Source organism: Henriciella sp., assembly GCF_029936995.1.
In the GTDB taxonomy this organism is placed as follows: Bacteria; Pseudomonadota; Alphaproteobacteria; order Caulobacterales; family Hyphomonadaceae; genus Henriciella.
Genome location: NZ_JAPYRE010000001.1, coordinates 175,596 through 200,131, shown reverse-complemented (window position 1 = coordinate 200,131; position 24,536 = coordinate 175,596). Strand labels below are relative to the sequence as shown.

Annotated in this window: 28 protein-coding genes; 13 read left to right on the top strand and 15 right to left on the bottom strand. The window is 60.8% G+C overall.

The window, feature by feature from the left end:
- Window positions 1–17: 17 nt before the first annotated feature.
- Window positions 18–770, bottom strand: coding sequence for an RNA methyltransferase (locus Q1K31_RS01005; protein ID WP_300375750.1), 753 nt, complete (start codon window positions 768–770; stop codon window positions 18–20).
- Window positions 767–2,206, bottom strand: a complete 1,440-nt coding sequence (locus Q1K31_RS01000) for a hypothetical protein (RefSeq protein ID WP_300375748.1) — start codon at window positions 2,204–2,206, stop codon at window positions 767–769. The genes Q1K31_RS01005 and Q1K31_RS01000 overlap by 4 nt, the downstream gene beginning before the upstream one ends.
- A gap of 113 nt (window positions 2,207–2,319) precedes the next feature.
- Between Q1K31_RS01000 and Q1K31_RS00995 the strand changes: the two genes are divergently transcribed.
- A complete protein-coding gene (locus tag Q1K31_RS00995; RefSeq protein WP_300375747.1) occupies window positions 2,320–3,537 on the top strand; it encodes an NADP-dependent isocitrate dehydrogenase in 1,218 nt (405 codons plus the stop codon).
- A gap of 209 nt (window positions 3,538–3,746) precedes the next feature.
- Here the strand turns inward: Q1K31_RS00995 and Q1K31_RS00990 are convergent, their stop codons facing one another.
- From Q1K31_RS00990 to purC, 3 genes are all read right to left on the bottom strand, one after another.
- Entirely contained in the window at window positions 3,747–4,115 is a 369-nt protein-coding gene (locus Q1K31_RS00990) for an EthD domain-containing protein (RefSeq protein ID WP_300375746.1), read from the bottom strand.
- A gap of 409 nt (window positions 4,116–4,524) precedes the next feature.
- The gene (purS, locus tag Q1K31_RS00985; protein WP_300375745.1) at window positions 4,525–4,767 is read right to left on the bottom strand and encodes a phosphoribosylformylglycinamidine synthase subunit PurS; all 243 of its coding nucleotides are present in this window, start codon (window positions 4,765–4,767) and stop codon (window positions 4,525–4,527) included.
- Window positions 4,768–4,859: 92 nt separating this feature from the next.
- A complete protein-coding gene (purC, locus tag Q1K31_RS00980; RefSeq protein ID WP_300375743.1) occupies window positions 4,860–5,630 on the bottom strand; it encodes a phosphoribosylaminoimidazolesuccinocarboxamide synthase in 771 nt (256 codons plus the stop codon).
- Between the two features lie 237 nt (window positions 5,631–5,867).
- Between purC and Q1K31_RS00975 the strand changes: the two genes are divergently transcribed.
- Together Q1K31_RS00975 and grxD are read left to right on the top strand one after the other, a co-directional pair.
- Window positions 5,868–6,197, top strand: coding sequence for a DUF1476 domain-containing protein (locus Q1K31_RS00975; RefSeq protein ID WP_300375741.1), 330 nt, complete (start codon window positions 5,868–5,870; stop codon window positions 6,195–6,197).
- Window positions 6,198–6,353: 156 nt separating this feature from the next.
- A complete protein-coding gene (gene grxD / locus Q1K31_RS00970) occupies window positions 6,354–6,689 on the top strand; it encodes a Grx4 family monothiol glutaredoxin (RefSeq protein WP_300375739.1) in 336 nt (111 codons plus the stop codon).
- A 79-nt stretch (window positions 6,690–6,768) separates the two neighbouring features.
- Here the strand turns inward: grxD and Q1K31_RS00965 are convergent, their stop codons facing one another.
- Complete coding sequence (locus tag Q1K31_RS00965) at window positions 6,769–7,170, bottom strand: hypothetical protein (protein ID WP_300375737.1); 402 nt, start codon at window positions 7,168–7,170, stop codon at window positions 6,769–6,771.
- Window positions 7,171–7,330: 160 nt separating this feature from the next.
- Here Q1K31_RS00965 and Q1K31_RS00960 point away from each other — a divergent pair, with 160 nt between their 5' ends.
- The 5 genes from Q1K31_RS00960 to Q1K31_RS00940 all read left to right on the top strand — a co-directional run bounded on the left by Q1K31_RS00960 (window position 7,331) and on the right by Q1K31_RS00940 (window position 11,829).
- Window positions 7,331–8,428: an alpha/beta fold hydrolase gene (locus tag Q1K31_RS00960; protein WP_300375735.1), complete on the top strand. Its 1,098-nt coding sequence runs from the start codon at window positions 7,331–7,333 to the stop codon at window positions 8,426–8,428.
- 153 nt (window positions 8,429–8,581) lie between these two features.
- Window positions 8,582–8,854 carry a hypothetical protein gene (locus Q1K31_RS00955; RefSeq protein WP_300375733.1) on the top strand — a complete coding sequence of 91 codons (273 nt, stop codon included), beginning with the start codon at window positions 8,582–8,584 and terminating at the stop codon, window positions 8,852–8,854.
- Between the two features lie 90 nt (window positions 8,855–8,944).
- A complete protein-coding gene (gene rimO / locus Q1K31_RS00950; protein ID WP_300375731.1) occupies window positions 8,945–10,300 on the top strand; it encodes a 30S ribosomal protein S12 methylthiotransferase RimO in 1,356 nt (451 codons plus the stop codon).
- A 91-nt stretch (window positions 10,301–10,391) separates the two neighbouring features.
- The gene (locus Q1K31_RS00945; RefSeq protein ID WP_300375729.1) at window positions 10,392–10,997 is read left to right on the top strand and encodes a hypothetical protein; all 606 of its coding nucleotides are present in this window, start codon (window positions 10,392–10,394) and stop codon (window positions 10,995–10,997) included.
- A gap of 145 nt (window positions 10,998–11,142) precedes the next feature.
- Entirely contained in the window at window positions 11,143–11,829 is a 687-nt protein-coding gene (locus Q1K31_RS00940) for a head GIN domain-containing protein (RefSeq protein ID WP_300375727.1), read from the top strand.
- Between the two features lie 139 nt (window positions 11,830–11,968).
- Here the strand turns inward: Q1K31_RS00940 and Q1K31_RS00935 are convergent, their stop codons facing one another.
- The 4 genes from Q1K31_RS00935 to Q1K31_RS00920 all read right to left on the bottom strand — a co-directional run bounded on the left by Q1K31_RS00935 (window position 11,969) and on the right by Q1K31_RS00920 (window position 15,882).
- Window positions 11,969–12,796 (bottom strand): polyphosphate kinase 2 family protein, encoded by an 828-nt coding sequence (locus Q1K31_RS00935; RefSeq protein WP_300375725.1) that lies wholly within the window; start codon window positions 12,794–12,796, stop codon window positions 11,969–11,971.
- 94 nt (window positions 12,797–12,890) lie between these two features.
- Window positions 12,891–13,508, bottom strand: coding sequence for a 30S ribosomal protein S4 (rpsD, locus tag Q1K31_RS00930; protein ID WP_300375723.1), 618 nt, complete (start codon window positions 13,506–13,508; stop codon window positions 12,891–12,893).
- 120 nt (window positions 13,509–13,628) lie between these two features.
- Entirely contained in the window at window positions 13,629–14,924 is a 1,296-nt protein-coding gene (locus tag Q1K31_RS00925) for a DEAD/DEAH box helicase (protein WP_300375721.1), read from the bottom strand.
- Window positions 14,925–15,189: 265 nt separating this feature from the next.
- A complete protein-coding gene (locus tag Q1K31_RS00920; protein WP_300375719.1) occupies window positions 15,190–15,882 on the bottom strand; it encodes a DUF2270 domain-containing protein in 693 nt (230 codons plus the stop codon).
- 321 nt (window positions 15,883–16,203) lie between these two features.
- Here Q1K31_RS00920 and Q1K31_RS00915 point away from each other — a divergent pair, with 321 nt between their 5' ends.
- Both Q1K31_RS00915 and Q1K31_RS00910 read left to right on the top strand, forming a co-directional pair.
- Window positions 16,204–16,566: a BlaI/MecI/CopY family transcriptional regulator gene (locus Q1K31_RS00915; protein ID WP_300375717.1), complete on the top strand. Its 363-nt coding sequence runs from the start codon at window positions 16,204–16,206 to the stop codon at window positions 16,564–16,566.
- 2 nt (window positions 16,567–16,568) lie between these two features.
- Window positions 16,569–18,551: a M56 family metallopeptidase gene (locus tag Q1K31_RS00910; RefSeq protein WP_300375715.1), complete on the top strand. Its 1,983-nt coding sequence runs from the start codon at window positions 16,569–16,571 to the stop codon at window positions 18,549–18,551.
- 58 nt (window positions 18,552–18,609) lie between these two features.
- Here the strand turns inward: Q1K31_RS00910 and Q1K31_RS00905 are convergent, their stop codons facing one another.
- Together Q1K31_RS00905 and Q1K31_RS00900 are read right to left on the bottom strand one after the other, a co-directional pair.
- The gene (locus Q1K31_RS00905; protein WP_300375713.1) at window positions 18,610–19,296 is read right to left on the bottom strand and encodes a hypothetical protein; all 687 of its coding nucleotides are present in this window, start codon (window positions 19,294–19,296) and stop codon (window positions 18,610–18,612) included.
- A gap of 137 nt (window positions 19,297–19,433) precedes the next feature.
- Window positions 19,434–20,021 carry an NUDIX hydrolase gene (locus tag Q1K31_RS00900; protein WP_300375711.1) on the bottom strand — a complete coding sequence of 196 codons (588 nt, stop codon included), beginning with the start codon at window positions 20,019–20,021 and terminating at the stop codon, window positions 19,434–19,436.
- An 89-nt stretch (window positions 20,022–20,110) separates the two neighbouring features.
- On the opposite strand from Q1K31_RS00900, the gene Q1K31_RS00895 reads away from it, so the two are divergent.
- Complete coding sequence (locus Q1K31_RS00895; protein ID WP_300375709.1) at window positions 20,111–20,857, top strand: sulfite exporter TauE/SafE family protein; 747 nt, start codon at window positions 20,111–20,113, stop codon at window positions 20,855–20,857.
- A 78-nt stretch (window positions 20,858–20,935) separates the two neighbouring features.
- Here Q1K31_RS00895 and Q1K31_RS00890 read toward each other — a convergent pair whose 3' ends face one another.
- Both Q1K31_RS00890 and Q1K31_RS00885 read right to left on the bottom strand, forming a co-directional pair.
- Window positions 20,936–21,577 (bottom strand): porin family protein, encoded by a 642-nt coding sequence (locus tag Q1K31_RS00890; protein ID WP_300375707.1) that lies wholly within the window; start codon window positions 21,575–21,577, stop codon window positions 20,936–20,938.
- A 288-nt stretch (window positions 21,578–21,865) separates the two neighbouring features.
- Window positions 21,866–22,327 carry a nucleoside deaminase gene (locus tag Q1K31_RS00885; protein ID WP_300375705.1) on the bottom strand — a complete coding sequence of 154 codons (462 nt, stop codon included), beginning with the start codon at window positions 22,325–22,327 and terminating at the stop codon, window positions 21,866–21,868.
- Window positions 22,328–22,389: 62 nt separating this feature from the next.
- On the opposite strand from Q1K31_RS00885, the gene rsmD reads away from it, so the two are divergent.
- Window positions 22,390–22,950: a 16S rRNA (guanine(966)-N(2))-methyltransferase RsmD gene (gene rsmD / locus Q1K31_RS00880; RefSeq protein ID WP_300375703.1), complete on the top strand. Its 561-nt coding sequence runs from the start codon at window positions 22,390–22,392 to the stop codon at window positions 22,948–22,950.
- A 4-nt stretch (window positions 22,951–22,954) separates the two neighbouring features.
- On the opposite strand, the gene Q1K31_RS00875 is transcribed toward rsmD, so the two are convergent.
- Complete coding sequence (locus Q1K31_RS00875; RefSeq protein WP_300375701.1) at window positions 22,955–23,983, bottom strand: patatin-like phospholipase family protein; 1,029 nt, start codon at window positions 23,981–23,983, stop codon at window positions 22,955–22,957.
- A 48-nt stretch (window positions 23,984–24,031) separates the two neighbouring features.
- On the opposite strand from Q1K31_RS00875, the gene Q1K31_RS00870 reads away from it, so the two are divergent.
- Window positions 24,032–24,505: an NUDIX hydrolase gene (locus Q1K31_RS00870; protein WP_300375699.1), complete on the top strand. Its 474-nt coding sequence runs from the start codon at window positions 24,032–24,034 to the stop codon at window positions 24,503–24,505.
- The last annotated feature ends 31 nt before the right edge of the window (window positions 24,506–24,536 follow it).

Below are 24,536 nucleotides of genomic sequence, written 5' to 3'. Positions count from 1 at the left end.
TCCAATAGCTGTGCGGTTTACTCCTCCCGCTTGATCCGTGCCTTGCCGCGCCCGATCGCCAGCGCCTTCACCGCCCCCCGGAAGGTACGCACTTCCTGGCTCGTCCACTGCCCCCGAATGAAGGCATTGCGCAGATTGCGAGTCATCAGAGGTGTCTTGTCGGGAGGGTAGAAATAGCCTGCCCGCTCAAGCTCGGCCTCGAAGTGCTCGAACATGCCGATCAGCTCGTCCCGGCTTGCCGTCTCGCCGACCCCCGCATCCCTGCCCTCGAAGCGTCCGCCCTGCCCGGCTGCATCGCCCCAGGCATGGGCAAATACCATCACCGCCTGCGAAAGGTTGAGCGAGGCAAACGCCTTGCTCACCGGATAGGTCATGATGGCATCACAGAGCGCGACATGATCGTTCGACAGGCCCTGCGCCTCGTTGCCGAACATGACGCCGGTGCGCCTTTCCTGTCCCGTCAGCCAGTCCACCGCGCCAGCGGCATTCGTCACGGGTTTCTCCATCCCGCGCGGGCGCGCCGTCGCCGCGACGAGATAGCCAAGATCGGCACACGCCGCCTCGACACTGTCGAACACCTTGACCTCGACGCCCGCCTCGAACGCGCCGGCCGACATCGGTTCAGCGGCCGGATTGGGCCAGCCATCGCGCGGCGCGGCGATACGAAGCTCGGTCAGCCCGAAATTCAGCATGGCGCGCGCGGTCGACCCGATATTCTCCCCAAGCTGGGGCTCTGCGAGGATAATGGCGGGCTGGCGTGTCTCGGTCATTCCGCGGAATAGTCGGGCCAATCCATCGAAATCAACTGCCCTTCAGCATTGAACTGCGGCGCGAGCTTCGCCGCCTCCAGCATAGCTATGAGCGCCTTGCGCGGATTCTCCGGGGCTTCATCACCGACAATCGCCTGAATAAGGCTACGTTGGCCCTCGGTCGCGCCGAGCAGTTGAAGCGTATTGAAGTAAAGCCCGGCATCGACGCGTGGGCTTTCCATGTCCAGCGCGCGCTCGATCAGCGTGTTCCAGAAGGAATAGATGTCACGCCGCCTGAGAAACCCGTCGGTTGCCAGTGCGACGAAATCCCCGCAGGCATAATGGGCCGAGTTTACGCCGCGCTCTCGTGCGCTCGCCAGCGGGCCGCCCTCCAGGGCACTGACGCATTCCTCGAAAGCCCCGCCATAGACACTGGCAAGAAAACGCGGACCGGCTTCGTCATTGAGCGTGGCGGCGATCTGCGTATAGGCCATCATATTGGCTGCGCCCTCGTGGATCCACGCATCGCCTTCGCCTGCAAACCGTACACCACCCTCCGACTGGAACAGATGTGCGGCCTCATGCGCGAAGTACCAGTGAAGATAAGCCAGCGTATCGGAGTCTGGCTCGTTCAGCCGCGCCCCGCCCGCTGACACCATCAGCATGTCATCGGCCGCCCCGCCCTTCACAGACAGTCCACCCGCACGTTCGCCCTTATAGGCGAACATCACTGTGGGCTTCTTATCCAGCGCGCGGCCCCATCTGGCTTCATGGGCCGCGAAGATCCGTTCCAGCACGCTGTCCATGAAGCGCTCGCCAATCCAGGCCGGGAAGGTGGCGTCCAGCACGGCGTCGAAATGCTCGAAGCTGCGGATTTCACCCTTGCCGATATAGATATACGTCCCGCCATCCTCGATGCGGTTTGTCAGTGTGCCCTGATGCACCTCACCGTCGGCAATTATATTCCGGTCTGAAGAAATCCGTGTATCCATCGCCAGCTGCGCGGTGTCTGGATCGGGCAGCCGCTCGCCATCATCACCTAGAATTTCCGAACGCGTGACCGGGAACAGCCGGAACTGGCCTTCATGCACCGCAATGGCGCCATCCCGGAATGTCATGAAAGGGGTGGCCTCGCCCTGTAACTCACTGGTCAGCGGGATGACGCTGAACGCCACTTTGCGGGCCGGCTGGTCAAGGACGATGACATCCAGCCCGGCAGCGCGCGCAAGGTTCGCATTGCCTGAGCTGACCGTCCATGTTGCCGCCCTGTAGTCATTGCCCGACTGGACAAAGGCCAGCAATTGCTGCGGCTCTGCAAAGCTGTACTCGACCAGCCAGTTGCCGGACTCATCGGGCCCGATCGTGACAACCGCATCCGCACTGCGATTTGACTGCGCATACACCTGCCCGGCACCGGTCAGAAAAACCCAAGCAAAAACAAAGATCAGACGTTTCATGGCTAAAGACCTCTGGGCGCCCGGCCAGATGCGCCCGCAACTCGCTTTTGACCTCTCAACCCCTTCTGCTATAGCCGCCCGTAAAACAGTGCAACTGAAAGGACTTTCCCGGCATGGCAAAGATCAAGGTCAAGAATCCGGTCGTCGAGATCGACGGCGACGAGATGACCCGCATCATCTGGCAGATGATCAAGGAGCGACTTCTCCTTCCCTATCTCGATATCGATCTCAGATACTATGATCTCAGCATCGAGAACCGGGATGCGACCGACGATCAGGTGACCGTCGATTCCGCTAACGCCATCAAGGAACACGGTGTCGGCGTGAAATGCGCGACCATCACGCCGGACGAGGCCCGCGTCGAGGAATTCGGCCTGAAGAAGATGTGGCGCTCGCCAAACGGCACAATCCGCAACATCCTTGGCGGCGTCGTCTTCCGTGAGCCGATCGTCATTTCCAACGTTCCGCGCCTCGTCCCGGGCTGGACGCAGCCTATCGTCATCGGCCGTCACGCTTTCGGCGACCAGTACCGCGCCACAGACTTCCGCGTCCCCGGCCCCGGCACGCTGACCATGACCTGGCAGGGCGAGAATGGCGAGAAGATCGAGAAGGAAGTCTATGAGTTCCAGGACTCCGGCATCGCCATGGGCATGTACAACCTGGACGAGTCCATCAAGGACTTTGCCCGCGCCTGCTTCAATTTTGGCCAGACGCGCCAGTGGCCGGTCTACATGTCGACCAAGAACACCATCCTGAAAGCCTATGACGGGCGCTTCAAGGACCTGTTCCAGGAAGTCTTCGACAATGAGTTCGCCGACTCCTTCAAGGAGTGGGGTGGCACCTATGAACACCGCCTGATCGACGACATGGTCGCAGCCGCCATGAAATGGTCCGGCGGCTATGTCTGGGCCTGTAAGAACTATGATGGCGATGTCCAGTCCGACACGGTCGCGCAAGGGTTCGGTTCGCTCGGCCTGATGACATCGGTCCTGATGTCACCGGACGGCAAGACGGTCGAGGCCGAAGCCGCCCACGGCACCGTGACGCGCCACTACCGCAACCACCAGAAGGGCGAAGCGACCTCGACCAACTCGATTGCTTCCATCTTCGCCTGGACGCGTGGCCTTGCCCATCGCGGCCGCCTCGACGATACCCCGGAAGTGACAGAGTTCGCCGAAAAGCTGGAACGCTCCGTCATCAAGACCGTCGAGAACGGCCAGATGACCAAGGACCTCGCCCTCCTCATCGGCCCATCCCAGAAATGGGAAACCACCGAAGGCTTCCTCGAAGCCGTCGGCGCCAACTTCGAGAAGGAAATGGCGAAGGGCTAGGCACCCGTCTTCACCAATCTCAACCGGAAGCGCCCTGCATCGTGATGATGCGGGGCGTTTTTGTTACGGGAACAATTTCACCGCCGGTCCAGCACAGGCAGCAAATTCAGGTCTCTCTTTCTTGCGTCACGCTCGATGAGCTTGCTCATCTGAGCGCCCATCTCCTGATGTCCCTGCTCGCAAGATGAGAGAGAAACGGCAAATAGTCTTCACCCCACGATCACATGCTCTTCATTGAACCAGAGCGGGGAGCGTTTGAGGTCGATGAAGGTGCGTTCGTCTTCCAGCAGCGCCTGTCCGGCTTCCGCCGCGCCGGGGTTTTCGCTGGCGGAGAAGAACGCCTCCCAGTTCTCCCACCACAGCTCGGCAATGCCGTCGAACCGCTCCGGGGCTTCGCGCGTGCCGCGGATCGTCTCGTTCATCTCATGGATGATGGCGTGGGTCTGCACGTAGCGCTTTATGCCCAGCGTCCCGGCATGACTGGCAACCAGCGGGGCATGTTTCTCGCGCCAATAGGTCTGGAACTCCCCAACGGTAAGCCCCGGCAGGCGGTGCAGGCAGAATGTCAGCTTGAGCATGGCGTCTCCTCTCTCTCTGGAGGAGACTAGCGCAAACGACAGTCAGATACATCGACCGTTATGGACTTCATACCGGAAGTTCTGTTCCACGCCCGGCGTAACATATCCGACCGTACACTTGATGGTCGGCTTCTTCGGGATGCGCACGACAATCGCACCGTGGCCTTCACAGCTTATCCTGCGAGTGGCAACAAGGTTTTCTCCTGACCGTTCAAGGCTGGTCCTTTGCCCACAGAGCTGAAGCTCCGCTGAGGCCGGTTCGGGAACGTTAACTTCAAAAGTATTTACTGCCCCGCTGCAAGCCGTGACGAGCAATGGCAGGATGAGTAAGCCCGGATTCATGTACTGATTGTGGCGCCGCCACAATCTGCAAACTGACACCCCGAAGCTGCGCCCTGTGAGCTCGCGCCTACCCGACCAGTTCATACCGGTAGGATTCGATCACCGTATTGGCGAGCAGCTTCTCGCACATCTCTTTCACGCGGGCATCCACCTTGTCCTCGGCAACACCTGTCAGGTCGAGCTCGATCACCTTGCCGATGCGTGCGCCCTGCACCTCGTCATAGCCCATCCGTCCGAGCGTATCCGCGACAGCGCGGCCCTGCGGGTCGAGAACACCGGGTTTCAGGCCGACATGGACGATGGCTTTCATGGGCAAATCTCTCTTGCGAAAAGCGTTATTGCGATGCGGCGCCTTCTCTAGCCTATTCGCAAACCGATTGGAATGCAGGCAACTGAACCAGCTTATTTGCTGCCCGGGCTGAAATCCAGCACGTCCGCGCCCTGCGCGTTTTCCTTGATGATACCAAGGCGGCGGGCGACCTCAGCATAGGCTTCCGTCACCCCGCCCATATCCCGGCGGAAACGGTCCTTGTCGAGCTTCTCATTCGTCTCGAGGTCCCAGAGGCGGCAGCTGTCAGGGCTGATCTCGTCAGCCAGGATCGTGCGCATCATGTCACCCTCGAAGTGGCGGCCGAACTCGATCTTGAAGTCCACCAGCCGGATGCCGACCCCGGCAAACAGGCCGGACATGAAATCATTCACCCTGAGTGAGAGCGAGATCATGTCATCGAGTTCCTGCGGGCTTGCCCAGCCAAAGGCCGCGATATGCTCCTCGCTGACCAGCGGGTCGCCCAGCTCGTCCTTCTTGTAGCAGAACTCGACAATCGCACGCGGCAGCGTCTCGCCTTCCTCGATACCGAGGCGTTTCGACATGCTGCCTGCCGCGACATTGCGCACAATCACTTCCAGCGGAATGATCTCCACCTTGCGGATCAGCTGCTCGCGCATGTTGAGACGCTTGATGAAATGGTTCGGGATCGAAACCGCGCCGAGCCGCGTCATCATGAATTCGCTGATGCGGTTGTTCAGCACGCCCTTGCCGTCAAGAACGGCCTTTTTCTCGGCATTGAAGGCGGTCGCATCATCCTTGAAGTACTGGATCAGCGTGCCCGGCTCCGGCCCTTCATACAGGATCTTGGCCTTGCCTTCATAAATCTTGCGTCTGCGTGACATCGCGAGACTCCCTCCTGGGGTCAGGGACTGGCACATGACGGCCCTTTGCGCCCCTATAAAAACAAGCCCGGATTGTTACTCCGAAGCTCGCTTTCGAACAAACGCTGATTCAGGTTTCGCCTCCAGCCTTTTCATGAGATGGCCGTACAGCATGGGCGCTCTTGCCTGAAACGCCTTACGCCCTTTATACCCCGGCAGGTATGCAATTGAGCCCGTTAACGAGGGAAGGCTGGCCAGATGAGCACATTCGACGACCGTGAGCGCGCCGAGGAAGCAAAGTACGCCCACGACTCCGAGCTGCAGTTCAAGATCATGAACCGGCGCAACAAGCTTCTCGGCCTCTGGGCCGCCGACCTGATGGAACTGTCGGGTGCGGACGCTGAAGAATATGCAAAGACCGTCGTGCGCGCCGATCTCGAAGAGGCCGGTGATGAGGATGTCTTCCGCAAGGTGCGCGGTGATCTCGATGCCAAGGGCGTCGACCGCTCGGATGCCCGCATCCGTGAGCACATGGCTGAACTGATCGCCGTGGCGCGCGAGCAGATCATGAAGGAAGTGAAGGACTAGGCTTCGCTGCCGGTCCGCCAAGCGGATCAATCGATCCGGTGGAGCGATAGAAGCCGAAGACAGCCACGTCAGTGGCAGCCCAGGGCATGAAGGGGCTTGAAGCAGGCCCCCTCCCCCCTCACATCCTGATTCAACGCCATACAAGCGGAGACAGACATGAGCGACAACGTCCAGACATCCATCGACACCGCCGTGAAAGGCAATGATGTGGTGCTCTTCATGAAAGGCACACCGACATTCCCGCAATGCGGCTTCTCTTCTGTTGTCGTCCAGGTGCTCGATTATCTCGGCGTCGACTATGTCGCCACCAACGTTCTGGAAGACCAGGCCGTGCGCGAAGGCATCAAGGTCTATTCAGACTGGCCGACCATTCCCCAGCTCTACGTGAAGGGTGAATTCGTCGGCGGCTGCGACATCATCAAGGAGATGTTCGAAAGCGGCGAGCTGAAAGAATTCATGGCCGAAAAAGGCATCGAGATGGAAGCCGCCTGAGGCGCTACGCTCTCGAAAAAACGAACACTTGAAAACAGCCTGCCCGTCTCCAGACCGGCAGGCTGTTTTTTGTATGCGCCTATTTCCCGATACTCAGTAGCGTGTCCTGCTTGCGCATCAGGAACAGCGCGATGAGTGCGCCAAGCACCGGGATGGCGGCGATGAACAGGTGGTTCGAGCCTTCATATGGATTGATCAGCGTCTGCCATGTCGTCAGCGTGCCGAGGCCATGGATGACCAGGAAGAAGCCATAGGACCAGAACTTGAAAGCCCCGAGCGCGAACGCCACGAGCGCGCCGATCTGGATCACACCCACCGCATAGGACATGACGGCCGGCAGGTCCTCGACAAAATAGAAGGCTTCCCAGATGGCCGCCGTCGTGTCCGGCTTGATGAACTTTTCAAGCGCCCAGACGAGGAAGAAGATGGCGAGTGTGGCGCGCAGGATGAATAGTCCGGTCGCTGTTGCATTCTTTGTCACGGGATTGGTCCTTTCCAGCTATTGCGCGCTAAAGTGGGGAAGGCCCGCACGGCCTGCCAATCACACTCGCGTGAAAAGCCTCCAGCCCATAAACGACCCATTGCCCCGGCAGCCGGGACCGCTAGTCTTCCCCGCAGACGCCACCAGAAAGGAACGCCTCATGCGAGCTCTCCCGGCCCTCACCCTTGCTGCCACCCTGCTCACCGCCGGCCCGGCGGCGGCTGAAGACTGGGCCGCGCAGGCCGAGCATCACACCGTCGAGCTTGAGGACTTCGAGTTCGACACCGGCGAAACGCTCTCCTCCATCACGATGAGCTATTACACGCTCGGCACGCCAGAGCGCGACGCGGACGGCAACATCACGAATGCCGTCATGCTGCTCCATGGCACCGGCGGCAGCGGCAAGTCCCTGCTGCGCCCGATCTTCGGCGACGAGCTGTTCGGCCCCGGCCAGCCGCTCGACCTCGAAACCACCTATATCATCTCGCCGGACAATCTCGGCCATGGCGCGAGCTCCAAGCCGAGCGACGGGATGCGCACGGATTTCCCGCGCTACGACTATGACGACATGGTCCGCGCCCAGTACCGGATGCTGACCGAGGGCGCCGACATCCAGGGCCTCGACATGATCATCGGCACCTCGATGGGCTGCATGCACAGCTTCGTCTGGGGCCCCACCTATCCGGGTTTCACCGAGCGCTTCGTGCCACTCGCTTGTAACGCCATCGAGATCGCCGGGCGCAACCGCATGTTCCGGCAGATGCTGATCGACGGCTTCCGCAATGATCAGGACTATGACGACGGCAATTATGAAGATCCGACCGATCTCGAAACCGGCCACAAGATCTACGCCAACACCCTCATCCTCGCCGGCGCCAACCCCTACCGCCTCCAGGCCGAAGCCCCGACCCGCGAAGACGCCGTCGAGGCGTTGCGAACCTCGCGCGAAAGCCTGGTCGCGCGCGCCGTCGACCCGAACGACACGATCTACCAGTTCGACGCCTCACGCACCTACAACCCCGCCCCGAACCTCTCCGAAATCGAGGTGCCGGTGCTCTGGATCAATTCCGCCGACGACTTCATCAACCCGCCGGGCCTGGGTGACCCGGAAGTGTTGGCCGCGCGCATGCCGAATGCCCGCTTCGTCCTCATCCCCGCCAGCGAAGACACCCGCGGCCATGGCACGCACACCGCGGCGAAATTCTGGAAGGACGAGCTGGAAGCGTTTCTGGCGGAAAACCCCGAAAAGAAAGACTAGCCCGCTCACCCCGGCGAAGGCCGGGGTCTCCTGCCGCACGCGCAATGCCAAGGTGACAGAGATCCCGGCCTACGCCGGGATGATCGCCACTCTCGCCGGGTAGGATTCTCCGCTTCTGTAGGCCGCGCACGCCATCCATGATAAACTCAAAGCATGAGTTATGATGTCGGCTCCGGCGATCTGGTGCTGTGCGTGAATGCAGCGCCGAACCATGTGACCGGTGAGCCCGTGCCGCTCGTCGCGGGCGAGACCTACCGGGTCTACTACGTCATGCCGTTTCTCTGCCCGTGCGGGCGCTCCGATGCGTTGCTCGATGTCGGCGTTGGCTTCGCCTGGTGCCAGACGCGCTTCCGCCTCCTGCCCAAGCCCAAGAAACGGAAGGCGCCGCGCAAGGTCACCGCGCCGAAAGAGGTCGAGAAGGTCTAGCGTAGGCCCGAGGCGCCGCGCGTCGCACATGCCGCCCAACAGCCATGGGCTTCTTCCCTTCGAGCCCCGTGGCTGGTAAAGCCGCGCCCCATGAGCACCCTCATCGATACGCCGCCAAAGCCGCAAGCCAAAACCCAGCCGAAAGTCGGCATCGTCTCGCTCGGCTGCCCGAAAGCGCTGGTCGACAGCGAGCGCATCGTCACGCGACTGCGCGCGGAAGGCTATGCCATCTCCCCGGACTATAACGGCGCAGACCTCGTGCTGGTGAATACGTGCGGCTTTCTGGACTCCTCGCGCGATGAGAGCCTGGATGCCATTGGCGAGGCGATCGAGGCGAATGGCAAGGTGATCGTCACCGGCTGCCTCGGCGCCGAACCGGACGTCATCCAGAAAGCCCATCCCAAGGTGCTCGCCGTCACCGGCCCGCACCAGTATGAGCAGGTCATGGACGCGGTGCACACGCACCTCACCCCGCCGCCGAACGCCTTCACCGACCTCGTGCCCGAAAGCGGCATCCGGCTCACCCCGCGCCACTATGCCTATCTGAAGATTTCCGAGGGCTGTAACAATCGCTGCAGCTTCTGCATCATCCCGAAACTGCGCGGCGACCTCGTCTCCCGGCCCATCCACCATGTCCTGACCGAGGCCGAACAGCTGGTGCGCGCCGGGGTGAACGAGCTTCTGGTGATCAGCCAGGACACCTCTGCCTACGGCCTAGACGTTAAATACGCCCCCCAAGCCTGGAAGGGCGAGGAGTATGAGACCCGCTTCCTCGACCTTGCGCGCGGGCTCGGCTCGCTCGGCGCCTGGGTGCGGATGCATTACGTTTACCCCTACCCGCATGTCGACAAGGTCATCCCGCTGATGGCCGACGGGACCATCCTTCCCTATCTCGACATCCCCTTCCAGCATGCCTCGGCCAATGTCCTGAAGGCCATGAAGCGCCCGGCCAAGCAGGATCGCGTGCTCGAGCGCATCCAGCAATGGCGCCGCGATGTGCCGGGCATGACCATCCGCTCGACCTTTATTGTCGGCTTTCCGGGCGAAACGGAAGAAGACTTCCAGATCCTGCTCGACTTCATCCGCGAGGCGAAGATCGACCGGGCCGGCTGCTTCAAATACGAGAACGTCCAGCACGCCGAGAGCCGCGATCTGCCGGGTCATGTGCCGGAGGAAGTCAAGGAAGAGCGCTGGCACCGGTTCATGGCGCTGCAGGCTGAAATCTCCGCAGAGCGCGCCGCCAACCAGATCGGCACCACGCAGGACGTCATCATCGACGGGCCGAGCGATGAACCCGGCGAAATGCTCGCCCGCTCCAAGGCCGACGCGCCGGAAGTCGATGGTGTCGTCTATCTTGCCAATGCGGCCCACCTCCAGCCGGGTGACATTGTCTCCGCCCATGTCACCGACGCTGACGAATACGACCTCTACGCCGAACTGGCCTGAGCCACGCCGTCAGCGCTCGCGCGCAACCAAACACCAGATGCTCCGTTAACGGATCAGGTATCCTGATAATCCCGTATGTCCGGAGCTAAAAATGCTGTCTTTCCTGAATAGCCATAGCGGCGCGCTCAATACCATTGCGAACTTCGTCATGGTGTTCATCTGGCTGTTTTATTTCCAGCTGCTCCTCCAGAGCGTACGCCGGGAGCGCCGTTCCAGCCTCGTCATTTCCTGCACTACATCCGACGACAATGTGCCCAAGGGCATCATCGCAAACATGAGCGAAGGCCGCTTCTATATCCAGAACATTATCGGGGCGAGCCTCACGCCGGGCCATGAGTACAGCGCTGACCTCACCGAGCCCGGCAAGGACAGCCTCACCCATTCCCTGCAAGGCCCGCTCGGGCCCGGCGAAAGCCTGACGACAGGCCCCTTCAGCAAGCTTCTCGAGCGCCTCGTCGCCGTCCATCCAGAAGCGGAATCCGGCGCTTTCGAGCAACTGGACGAAATCGAGTTCGAGCTCACCGTCATCGGGGTTCACGGCACCAACAGCAAATCCGTCGCCGCCAAACGGCCCTTCCGCCTGAAGCGCAAGTCTGATGGCGAATTCGAAGTGACCGTGACCCGGCGCACCACGCAGCAGATTCGCAACGGGCGGGCCCGCAAGCAGATCGTCGCCCATGCCGCCAACCTTCGCTGACGCCCCCGCGGGTCTGCTGTAACAATTGCAGGCGCGGCCTGATATGAAAATTATTGACTTACGATAATATTATGTATTGAATATCAATAAATTCCGATTTACAGGAAAAGTCAGTCATAACTCGTACCGTTCAGAAGGACCCGCCATGTCACGTCTTGCCATCATCGCACTTGCCACAACCGCCACTGCCGCCCTGCCAGCGCTGGCGGAAACAAAGACCTACAATGTCCAGGATTTTGACGGCCTCGAAGTCTCTGCCGGCATCAAGGCCATCTACGAAACCGGCACCGCCACCTCCGTCGAAGTGGAAAACCGTGATGGAGACTTCAGCGATATCATCGTCGAAGTCGACGATGGCGACCTGATCCTGAAACGTCCGCGCAAGATGGGCTGGGGCAACCGCACACCTTACACCGTCACGATCGGCGTCCAGTCGCTCGAGGACGTGAAGGCTTCCTCCGGCTCCAGCGTCAAGGGCAACGGCCTGGCCGGTGACGATGCCTCGATTGACGTCTCCTCGGGCGCGCATGTGGCCATCACCAATATCGCGGCCGGAGAGATCGAGATCGAGACCTCAAGCGGCTCCAGCGTTGAAGCCTCAGGCACCTGCAACGAGCTGGAAGCCGACGCGTCTTCCGGATCGGAAATCAGGGCCGAGAAGCTGCAATGCGCATCGGTGACAGCTGACGTTTCCAGCGGGGCCTCAATCCGTGCCTACGCCACAGACAGCGTCAATGGCGATGCCTCCAGCGGCGGCAGCATCCGCGTGGCCGGCGGGGCAAAGAATGTCACCAAGGACCAGTCCAGCGGCGGCTCTGTTTCCGTCAAATAGCTGCACTCCATGATGTGTGGGCCACGCATGACCCGGCCCTGAAAATCGACGCCCGAGCACATCATGCGGCCCGTCCGGCTTCCAGCGAGCACCCTTCGCGAGGCAGCCGGGCGGGCCAGTCATGTCAGCGATGAACGCGTCAGCTGAAATCGTAATCTTCCAGCTTGTGGCCCGGGTCCGGCCATGACATGTCCATGTCCTCCAGAGCCCCGCGCACGATCCGCGCGACAGCCGCATTGCGGCGCGGGCGGCTGTCTGCGGGAATGACATGCCAGGGGGCCCACGGTGTCGAACAGCGCTGGATCATGGTTTCATAGGCATCCATGAAATCCGGCCACAGCTTCCTGTCTTCAAGATCGCCCGGATTGAACTTCCAGCGCTTGTGCGCCTCGGTAATGCGTTCCTTCAGGCGCTCACCCTGTTCCTCATGACCGACATGCAGCATGAACTTCAGAACCGTGATTCCGTTCTCTGTCAGGTATTTCTCGAACTGGTTGATCTGCTCGTAGCGCTCTTCGATCACGTCTGCCGGGGCAAAGCCGCGCACCTTGACCACCAGCACATCCTCATAGTGTGAGCGGTCGAAAATGCCGATGGTGCCCTTGCCGGGAACCGCCTTGTGTATACGCCAGAGATAGTCATGCGCGAGCTCTTCCTTGCTCGGCGCCTTGAAGGCCTGCACCTGCATGCCCAGCGGACTCGTGCGGGCAAACACATGCCGTATCACACCGCCCTTGCCGGACGTGTCCATGCCCTGCAGCACGACCAGCACGGCCCGGTCACGTACCGCATAGAGCATGTCCTGGAGCTCATCGATGGCTTCGGCATCATCCTCCAGCCAGTCCTTGGTCTCCCCCTTGTCTGGAAAGAGCGCCCGGTCGCCGCTATTGCGCGCCGACAGGTCGAAGGGCTCGCCGGGTTGCGCGATGAAGCGCGCGCGTACTTCGCTGATGGATGGTTTGCTCATGATTGCCCGCCTCCCACGGCATCAGGTTCACAAAGAAAAAGGCCGCGCCCATGACGAGCGCGGCCTTGAGAATGATGATGTAACTTCAAAAGGTCTATGAAGAATAGAACTCGACGACCTGGGCCGGTTCCATCTTCACCGGATACGGCACGTCGGCCAGTTCCGGAACACGGATATAGGTGGCCTGCATCGCCTTCGGGTCGACCTCGATATATTCCGGCAGGTCGCGCTCCGGCGAACCGAGGGCTTCGAGGACCAGGGCGAGGTTGCGGGACTTCTCGCGGACTTCTACGACGTCGCCCGGCTTCAGGCGATAGGAGCCGACATTGACCTTGTGGCCGTTCACCTTGACGTGCCCATGGTTCACGAACTGGCGGGCAGCAAAGATGGTCGGCACGAACTTGGCGCGATAGACGAACGCTTCCAGGCGGCTTTCCAGCAGGCCGATCAGGTTCTCTGCCGTGTTGCCCTTCATCCGGTTGGCCTGGTCGAAGGTGCGGCGGAACTGCTTCTCGGTGATGTCACCGTAGTGGAACTTGACCTTCTGCTTGGCCATGAGCTGCAGGCCGTAGTCGGAGGTCTTGGAGCGGCGGCCCTGGCCGTGCTGACCGGGCTTGGTCGGGCGCTTGTTGACCGGAGATTTGGGGCGGCCCCAGATATTCTCACCGACACGGCGGTCGATCTTGTACTTCGTCGAGTGACGACGTGACATGGCATTCTTCCTTTTTCGACGCGGGCCGGTGAAGCGTCCCTTGCGAGCTTCACGATTTCAACGGCGGCTCCGCACCACCCGTCCTGAAGCGGCGGGTTAAATGCGAAAACCGCCTCGGCGTCAAGACGCCCCGCTGCTTTGCTTTCTGGCCTGGGCCTGCGGTTTGTTACCTGCCGGACGCGACCGGTTACGCCGCGGCTTGCGCCGGCGTCCGCCGTCCTTGTCCGGATTGAACGACCGCCCGGTATTCTTTCCACCCTTGTTGTGACCGCCTTCGCCGCGCGCAGGTTCCGGCCCGGCTTCATTTCCAGGCAGGCGATGCCCGATCAGTTTCTCGATGTCGCGCAGCAGTTTGCGCTCATCGACGTCACACAGCGTGACCGCAACACCGGCCTCGCCGGCCCGGCCTGTACGCCCGATCCGGTGGACATAGGATTCCGGCACATTGGGCAGTTCATAGTTCACGACATGGCTGACCTTGTCGATGTCGATGCCACGCGCAGCGATGTCGGTCGCCACGAGAACGCGCAGCTTGCGTGCCCTGAAAGCGTCGAGAGTTTTCGTGCGCTGGTTCTGGCTCTTGTTGCCATGAATGGCCGCCGCGGTGAGCCCGGCCCCCTCGAGATGCTTGCACACCCGGTCAGCGCCGCGTTTCGTGCGGGTAAACACGATAGCGCTGTCGACGTCCGGTTCACTGAGGATGGACGTCAGCACGTCGCGCTTCTGCGGGTGCGGCACAAACTGCACGCTCTGGGTCACACGCTCGGCGGGCTTCGACACCTGGGCGACCGCAACATTGACCGGGTCGTTCAGGAACTTGTCGGCCAGTGCACGGATATCCTTCGGCATGGTCGCAGAAAGCAGGGCCGTCTGACGCTTTTCGGGAAGCTGTTTCAGCACGTTCCGGATCTGGGGCAGGAAGCCCATGTCCATCATGTGATCCGCCTCATCTAGAACCACGCTTGTGATCCTGTCGAAACGGATGGCATCCTGCTGTTTCAGGTCGAGCAGGCGGCCCGGCGTGGCAACGACGATGTCGACACCGCGCTGCATGGCCCGGATCTGCTTGGAAATCTTCACCCCGCCAATAATCATGGTCACGGAGGCGCGTGTGTTCGCACCATAGGCCCTTACGCTATCGGCGATCTGGGCGGCAAGCTCGCGTGTCGGTGCCAGCACCAGGGCGCGGCATGTCTTCGGTTCCGGTTTGCGGTTCTCATGTGCGAGCGCATTCAGGAGTGGCAGCACGAAGGCCGCCGTCTTGCCCGTGCCGGTTTGCGCGGTGCCCAGCACGTCGCGCCCTTCCAGCATGGCCGGGATGACCTGCGCCTGGATTGGTGTGGGCGTGTCATAGCCCTCGGCTGAAACAGCACGCAGGATCGGCTCGGCGAGGCCGAGGTCGGAAAACTTGGTCAAAATATATCTTTCTGTTTGCCTGAATGGCGGGCCATATCCCGCTCTGGAAGGCGTTCATGAGCCGGGGCGGCAGACCATTCTGCCGTCCGGAATTTCGCGCGTTCAGGGCTTTTAGGTCGCAAGGCAACGATCGTATTAGGAAAGTCGCTCGATCCGCGGGCAAACCCGCCAATGGATCTCTTGATCGATGCCTGAGGCGTCTGGCGGGCGTGATAAGCCGTTCGGGTAAAAACGCAACCGGTTTATACCGCTGTGAATGCTCTGCTTATGCCGGGTCTTCTGCCAGGTCTTCGCCCTCAAGATAGTCCAGCATGGTGGACGTATCCCGCCGATCCATGCGCCAGCTCCAGATCGTCAGCGCGAAAGAGGCCAGCAGCAGCAATGTCCCGAGGGTCAGCGTCACCGGGCCTGAGACCGGGCCGATATGCGCGCGCTCCAACATCTGGTCGAAATTCACCGCTTCGATAGGATGAATCCAGACCTTGCCGACATAGGCGGCATACTGAATTCCGAAAATCCAGAGATAGTTGCGCCGGAGCCTCTGGCCGAGCGCACGCCAGACCGAAATCCTGTGGCGCGGGCGGATATAATCGTCCGAGAGGGCCGAACCACGGTCGACCGGAATGTTCGCGCCCTCCCCGCGCAGGATCGGCACCATGATCGCCAGCTCAAGCAGGCGCGCGCGGAATTTCCAGACCGCGAAATACCGGTAGCGCCGCGCCTCTAGCGACAGGAACATGATGGTCAGCAGGCCGACCAGCGGGATCGGCAGCGGCGAAGCATTGGCGCTGGCAAAGCTCACTGACAGCGCAATCCCGGTCGACACCACCGTCCAGTTTGTCGTCATGTCGAGACGCTGGCGCCAGATCGTCGAGCGGTAGACCTCCGCCCGGTAGAGGTGGGCAAGCGCGCCGACTTCCTTTGAGCCGGCCACAGGGTCGAAATCGGAATCTGTCATTACGTTAAGGACTATACACCAGGAAGGTTAATCAGGGGATATTTCCGTTGATGATGAAGGCCTTACACGCCGGGCCGGACCGACGCCAACCCTCAGCGCCGCAATTCCGGACCGCTGTCACACCATCACCACACCCCTGTCACACCGTCTCAGGCCGGGGATAACGCTTCCATCTTCCCGAAACCGTCCCATACGCCATCCCCACATTCCAGGCATGACATCCAACACCTGCCGGGCTCTGGAAAAATCGCAAATCGCGTATTGACCACAACTGTAATCAAGAGTATCGACTACAAACGTAGTCAAAAGAGCGTAACAGCCATGCAGATCACTCCGGCAGAACTGGAAATCATGAACGTACTCTGGGACCAGCCCGGCATCGGCGCCAGCGAGATCGCTGACGCGCTGGAAGGCGGCAAGGACTGGAATATCCGCACGATCAAGACGCTTGTCGGTCGCCTCGTCGAAAAGGGGGCGCTGACAACAGAGCCTGACGGGCGGCGCTATCTCTACCGGCCTGCCATCAGGCGCGGCGACTATCAGAAAAAGGCGGCCAAGCAGTTCGTTGACCGCATGTTTGGCGGACGCGCCGCACCTCTGGTGGCACATCTTGCCGATGCCCGCGGCCTCAGCGCCGACGACATCGCCGAGCTAGAGAGATTGTTAGGGGATCTCAAGAAATGAACATGTTCAATGATATGAGCCCGGTGCTCACGAATGGCCTCCAGACAAGCCTTGCCGTCACCGTTCTGATCGGCCTGGTCCTTCTGGTACGCAAACCCTTTGCCCGTAGCTTCGGGGCAAAGGCCGCCTATGCCCTCTGGCTGGTTCCGCTGGCGCGCCTCCTGATGCCGCCCCTGCCCGCCAATCTCTCGCTTTTCGCCACGTTCGCCCCGGCCCAGCAGGCCGAGCCGACTCCCCCGGTGGTATTTGAACCCATGGTGAGAGCCGCCGAACAGGGTGCGCGCGCAGCGCCGCCTCCACCGGCCGCGATACCAGCCATGGAATTCACCCCGGCCGAACCGGCAGGCCCCGGCCTGATCGAAGCCATGAGCGCGCACCTCCCGGCCATGATCCTGCCAGTCTGGATCACGGGGGCGGTCCTGATGCTTGGCCTCGCCTGGTATCGCCAGAGCATTTTCCACCGGCTCATTGCAGACGATTCTGCGCCGGCCTCAGAAGCCGTCGCCAGCGCCGCAAACGAGATCGCTGGCGAGCTGGGGGTGAAGCGCACCTTCGATGTCCGCACGAGCCTGCTCAATGGCAGTCCGCTCATCACTGGCGTCTTCAGGCCGGTCATCCTGCTGCCAGAATGGTTCGAGGCCGATTACAGCCCGCGCGAGCAGCGTGATGCGCTTACCCATGAGCTCATGCACCTCAAACGCGGTGACCTCTTTGCCCTGCAGGCCGCCCAGCTCATGCTGGCCCTGCAATGGTTCAACCCCTTGGCTTATCTCGGCATCCGGGCGTTCCGGATTGACCAGGAGGCCGCATGCGACGCCGATGTGCTTCGGGCGGGAACATCATCGGCGTTCTCCTATGGCCGCACCCTCGTCAAGGCAGCCCGCCTCGCAGGCCCGGCCGACAGCGCTTTTTCGAGCGCAAACCTCACCCTGGCGCATCCCATAAAAGAAAGACTTATCCTGATGCAAAACGCCACGCCAACATTCCGCCGACGCCTTCTGGGCACGACTCTCGCGCTCACGCTGGGCTCAGCGGCTGTGTTCACCACTGCCTCCTGCGCTGCTTCCGCTACGCCCATGGACCAGGCTCCATCCGGACTGGCAGGCGGTTCAGAGGACAAAGACGCAAAATCCGAATCCCGCGTCTACCGGTTCTCTTCGAGCAGCGAGAGCGAGAACAGGCACTTTGTCCTGTTGAGTGATCCATTCGAAGACCTCCAGCCGCGCCTCGACAAGCTGCACGAGATGGATTTCTCCGATATCCAGGAAGAGATGAGCGTGCTGGCAATCGAACTCTCAGACCTTTCCCAGCTCAAGGAGCGCTCTTTCAAGGATTTCGAGACGCTGGGCGAACTCAGAGAGCTCAAGGGTCTTGCCGAGCTCGGTGATCTAAAGCTCGATTTCGACCTGGACTTCGAGGGTATGGATATCCAGACCATAGAGACTGATGACGGCATACGGATCGTCATCCCGAACCAGGAAATCTTACTGTCCGGCGACATGGACCAGCTGGATGTCCAGATCGAGAAGATCGCCTCCAATGCCGAGGCCCATGCCCGGATTGCCGAAGCGGTCGCCGAAGCAAGCTCGGAACGTGCAGAACGCATTGCCATCGTCATCGAGGAGCGCATGGAGGAAAAAGCTGCCGCCCTCGAGGCCCGCGCCGAAGCCATGGGTGCCCGCATTGAGGCAGCCTTCGAAGGCGGGCTTGAAGAGGACCTCGAAAATGCCGGGGAGCTGGTCGAAACACTGGCCGAACGGTGTGAAGATCATGATGAAGACCAGACAGCCCCGGTGATTCTCAGTGAACGTGGCGAGGATGGTGAGACCTATCACGCCCTCTGCGTCAACGGCCCCGCCGGGCGCCTCGAAGATGCCGATGTCCGCCAGTTTGTTTCAAACCATGCAGCCCTGTCAGACGCGGAAAAGGCCCGTTTCGAGACGCGTGAGCAAATCGAATTCGAGTATACCAGCGACCATGACTGAGCGTTTGTGAACAGCAGAGTACGAGCAAGGCCCTGCCGTGAACCGGCGGGGCCTTTTTCTATTTGACCAGACGCCCTCTCATTGCGCGGTGGACCAGCAGTGCAATCCCGAACAGCACGGTCGACAGGCCGAGAAATGCCGCGATCTTGAGCCACCAGCTGTCGAAGCGGTCATCGCCTGTGATGTCCATGATGTGAAACCGCCAGAACACATCGAAAATGCGCCATTTGGTCGTGCGGACGGCCACAATCCGAGCCGTTTCTGCATCGACCCAGAAGACTGCCCTGTCTAATCCCTCGAACTCGACCCGCCAGAGTGGTCTGGTTGAAAAGGCCTCGCGCGGCGGGTTATCGATACGCTCCACCGTTGTAGCATATCCCCGCCCAGCCCAGCCTTCTTCGGCGACGCGACGCACATCAGCTTCCTCCAGAGGGGCAATTTTTTCACCCGTCGAAGCTTCATAAAGCCGTGTCCGGCCATTGCCTGAGACCTCCCACACCGGCCGATCCAGAACCTGTCGCAGTTCGGCCTTTTCAAATGGGTATTCCACATCCGGCGGCGTGATATTTCCAAGCCCTGCAGGGTCAATAGCAGGTGTTTCCGCACGAAGGTGCTCGCCTCGTATCTGCTCAATCGGAAAAAGCGTGAAGAACAGCCCGCTTGCTGTCCAGAAAAACAGCTGGAGACCGATCACCAGGCCGAGGATCTTGTGTGTCTGCGCAATACGGCGCGCCCTGATGGACATGAAGAAAGCTCCCGGCCGAAGTCACCAGCAAGGCTTGTGCATGAAGACTGCATGCCCTGTCGATGTTGCTATGACACCCGTAGAACCGGTTTACCTGTACCTGCAGGCTCCATTGCTTCCGAAAACCCAGACGGGGGCTAGAGCTGAAAGTGGCGCGCCACAGCTTCGGGCAGTTTGCCAGCCTTTGCCTGCTGTAACGCCGAGAGGGTCATCAGGACTGTGAAAGCGTCCGTTACTGTTCCATCGAGACAGAGCTCAACAAGCTCCTGCACGGTGACGCGCCTCACCTCAAGCGCCTCGCTGGGCTCGGGGGCAGACTCTCCCTCCTTCAATCCCCAGCCGAGATAGCCGATAGCACGCTCATCACTGACGGAATTGGACAGGTGCCAGCGCCCGATCTCCTGCCAGTTTTCCGCCGTGAGGCCCGTTTCCTCTTTCAGTTCGCGCTGTGCCGACTCCAGGGGCATGACATCCATTGGCCCGCCCCCTTCCGGCAGTTCCCAACTATAGGCATCAAAGGGGAAACGGTGCTGTCCGACCAACCAGGTATAACCTGCCTCATCGACTGGCAGCACACCGATGGCGAGATTGGCATAGCGTACGACACCATAGATGCCGGGGTCGCCATTCGGGTGGGTGACCTGACTCGTCTCGATACGGATCCAGGGATTGCTGAAAGACTCTTCGGTAGAGTGTATGCGCCAGGGGCCATTGTTTTTGGACATGGCCCAAAGCGTAAGCAGCTTGCCTGCGGCTGGAAAGAGCGTCCGGGGCGCGGCTGGAAATTTCCCAGGAACACGCCTAATCACACGCCATGCCGTTGGTCAGCGCCCTCACCATACTTTTTGCGACACTCATAACGGCCTTTATTTCCGGCATTTTCGGAATGGCGGGCGGGCTCATCCTCATGGGTGTGCTGACAGCCCTGCTGCCTGTGGCAACAGCGATGATCGTGCATGGCGCGATCCAGATGGTCTCGAATGGCTGGCGCGCTTTTCTGCTGCGTGATCATATCAACTGGACACTCTTTGCCCGCTACGCGCTGGGCTCGCTCGCCGCCATCGCCCTGCTTGTTCTGCTGGCCTGGCGCCCGGACAAGCCGGTGGTCTACCTGCTGCTGGGGCTGACCCCGCTCATGGTCTGGGCACCCAAGTCCATCGTCGATCTCGACATCCAGAAGCGCGGACAGGCTGAGATTGCAGGCTTCATCGTACAGGCCCTGAATACGCTTGCCGGCGTTGCCGGGCCTCTGCTCGATCTGTTCTTCGTGCGCACAGACATGACTCGCCAGGCCATTGTGGCCACGAAATCCGCGACACAGGTTCTCGCACATCTCGTCAAGATTGCGTTCTGGAGCGTGCCGGTCGTCGCCGCAGCCGGGATGACAGCCATGCCGCCGCTCTGGCTCTTCGGTCTAGCCATTCCGCTTTCCATGACAGGGACATGGCTGGGCGGACTGGTCCTTGCACGCATGAGTGACGTGAATTTCAAGCGCTGGATGCGCTGGCTCGTGACCGTGATTGGTTTCGTCTACCTGGCCCGCGCGGTCGGGCTGTTCTAACCATAAAAAACGCCGGCGCTCCTTTCTGGAGCGCCGGCGCCATGTTGCGATCTTTCGCCTCGCACGTGCGGAGAGTTACTAGAACTTGTAACCCGCACCGAACATCGCAGCATGGGTATCGGTGCTGCCGAAACCATACCAGGTATAGTCGCCGCGCAGTTCCCAGTTCTCGGTCAGGTCATAGTTGAGACCTGCACCAAGCGCTGCCCCATCCTCGGAATCCTCGATCCGGCCAATTTCGGTGCCGCCTGGCGTGGTTGCAGTGGCATCAAGGTCGATAAAGGCATAACCAGCACGGGCGAATACGTCGAAACGGTCACTTACCGGCACGGAATAGCGGCCATACACACCGACCAGATAGTTCAGGCCGATGTCGCCTGAAGCGTTGATGGTGTCGTTGAAATCGCCATCATTATTGTCATCGAAGTTGAACTCGTCTTCATCAACATTGAAGTCGAAGTCGCCGTCATCGATGCCTGAGGTCAGGTCGGCTTCAACGCTGAAGTTGCGGTTGAACTGATAACCGGTGCGCGCGGTGATAGCGTTGGTATCAACGCCAGAGTCAGCACCGTCCGGCTGGATGTCCAGATAGCTGTAGCCACCTTGGAGATAGAAGCCGGTATCTTCGGTTCCGCCGCCATAGGACTGTGCCTGTGCACTGGCACCTGCGATTGTGAAAGCGCCCGCTGCAGTAGCGCCGATGAGCAGTTGTTTAAGCATGGGAGGTATCCTCGTTTATGAGATAATCTACTTTTTTGCCCCGGCCCGATGACCGGAACTGGACCTTCAACGAGGCGGAAACAAGGCACGTTCCCAGACAGGCAGACAAGCTTCTGCACATGTGGCAGTTGGGCATCACTTTCTGAAATTTAATTTAGCAATAACAGCAAGTTAAGTAGATGCAATCTTCCGATAGCGGAGCGTAATCCAGCACATTTGAGGGCATATCTGCACATCCGCGGAACAGCCGTGACGGCTGGCCCCAGAAGCCTTTCACGCGCGACTGTTCTATTTCCGGCGGCCCCGGAAGAATTCCCGCAACAGCCCTGCCGCTGTCGCGTCCCGGACGGTATCCTGCTCCACGACCGGGCGCCAGTGACAGGTCGCTTGCTCGAAGAAGCGCGGCCCATTGATTACCGCGCCGCCTTTTTCGTCGGCTGCGGCAAACACAAGCCGCCCGATGCGCGCAAAACTGATCGCACCTGCACACATCGCGCACGGTTCAAGCGTGACATAGAGCGTCGCTCCGGTCAGCCGGTAATTGCCAAGCCTGGACGCTGCTGCACGCAGCGCCATTATCTCTGCATGTGCACTCGGGTCATGATTTGCCACAGGGGCATTGGCCCCCTCCCCGAGAATTTGGCCGCTCTCAGGGTCGCAGACAACTGCCCCCACCGGCACTTCACCTGCCGCCGCCGCCTCGCGCGCCAGCTCCAGCGCACGCTCCATCATCGTGTCGTCCTGCATCATGTGACGGGCATATACCGAACCCCGCTTTCCTGCACCAGCGCCCGGTGCTATGGGCGCTGCCCATGCGCATCATATCAGGTTTCTTCAAAGGCCATCCGCTCGCCTCGCCCGCCGGACGCAACACGCGCCCCACAACCGACCGGGCGCGCGAAAGCCTGTTCAACGTGCTAGCCCACGCCTCATGGGCCCCAGCGCTGGAAGGCGCCCGTGTCATTGACCTGTTCGCAGGCTCGGGGGCGCTCGGCTTTGAAGCCATGTCGCGCGGGGCCGCCTTCTGCCTTTTCGTCGAAACAGACAGCGCCGCACGCGGCACCATCCGGGACAATATCGAAGCCCTTCAACTGTTCGGGAACACGCGTATCCACCGCCGCAGCGCGACTGATCTTGGCACCAAACCCGCTGGCGTCGGCCCGCCCTTCACCCTCGCCTTCCTGGACCCGCCCTATAATAAGGGACTCGTCGCTCCCTGCCTCTCAAATCTGCGCTCAGGTGGCTGGCTCGGTGATGAGGCGATTGCCGTCGTCGAAACAGAAACCAGCGAGACGTTTGAACATCCCGGATGGGAGGTTCTCGACGAACGCGGCACAGGCAAGGCAAAGCTCACCATCCTCCAGCCGGCCTGAGCCCTTACCCGGACAGGAAAGCCTCATGGATATCGAGGCTCGACTGCCGGCCGACCTTGTCGTGGCATGTCTCCAGCCACTCGCCGGCAAAAGCCCGCCCCTTCTCGCGCAGGCCGTTCAGGAAAGGCCAGCTGGTATCGTACTTGGTTTCCAGCCTGAACTCGCGAAGCATCTCACCGCCGCGGATCGCGTGAATGTTCACATTGCGGTACTCACTGCGCACGGCCTTGGTGAGAAGGTTCTGGCCGAGCAGTTTCTGGACAAAGGCGATCGCGCGAAGTTCTCCCAGCAGGGAGGCATTGAAGGTAATCTCGTTCAGCCGGTCCTGGATTTCGCCCGCCGAGCGCGGCGTGCCCTTGCGCTCAAGCGGGTTCAGCGTGACGAGGATCACGTCTTTCGGGGCATCCGAATAGAATAGCGGAAACAGCGACGGATTGCCGAGATAGCCGCCATCCCAGTAAGGCACGCCATCAATCTCCACCGCCTTGAACGTGTTCGGCAGGCAGGCGGATGCAAGCACCGCTTCAGGCGTGATGTCCCCACCCTCGAAGATACGGACCTTGCCCGTCTCCACATTGGTTGCCGCAATGAAAAGACGCACCGCGGACGCACGCACAGCTTCAAAATCTATCACATCACTGACAGCCTCGCGCAGCGGGTTGAGGTCAAATGGATTGAAATCGTACGGGCTGAGGAATGATGTCATGGCGGTCGCAAGACTATGCGGGGTCCAGGCCGTGAGCGGGTTGGCCGTTCCCGTTGGCATCAGCGCATCCAGGGGTGCGCCGCGGCGCGAAATTTCCTTCCAGAAGCGCTCCATGGTTTCGCAGGCCCCGGCCCGTCCGCCCTGCGCCAGCCCTGAGAGATAGGCGACCGCGTTCATGGCACCTGCCGATGTCGCTGTGATGGCCTGTATGTCGAGGGTTTCGCATTCGCTGAGACGTTCCAGGACGCCCCATGTGAAAGCACCATGCGCACCCCCGCCCTGGAGCGCGAGACTGACCGGCTTGGGTTTCGGGCTTGTACGCGCCATAAGATCTCCTTCAGATGAAGCCCATAGCCAGCGATCATGACGGCCACAATGACAAATGGAAAAAACCCGCCCAGGCCCGTCGAGGGCCTTCGTCCGCAGGCTGCTGCCGGTACCGTCTGCCTGAAAGACGGTCAGGTTCTCCTCATCCGGCGCGGCACGCCGCCAATGACCGGGGAGTGGTCCCTGCCGGGCGGGCGCATCGAACCCGGCGAACGGGCCCGCGATGCTGCCCTGCGCGAGCTAAGCGAGGAAACCGGTGTAGAAGCAGAGATCACGGGCCTTATCGATGTTGTCGACGCCATCGTGACAAACCGGGACGGCACGCTCATCACGCGTCACTATGTGCTAAGCGATTTCCTGGCCCGCTGGATAGCGGGCGACCCCGTCGCCGGAGACGATGCCGACGAAGCCTGCTTCATTCCTGTCGAGGATATCGGCGCGCTGAAACTCTGGGATGAGACTGAACGCATCATCCGCATGGGGGTCGCGATTTCGAAAGGATTTCGGGATTCCCCGGTTTAGTGGCATACTACGTCCGTAGTGCCCCGCCCAA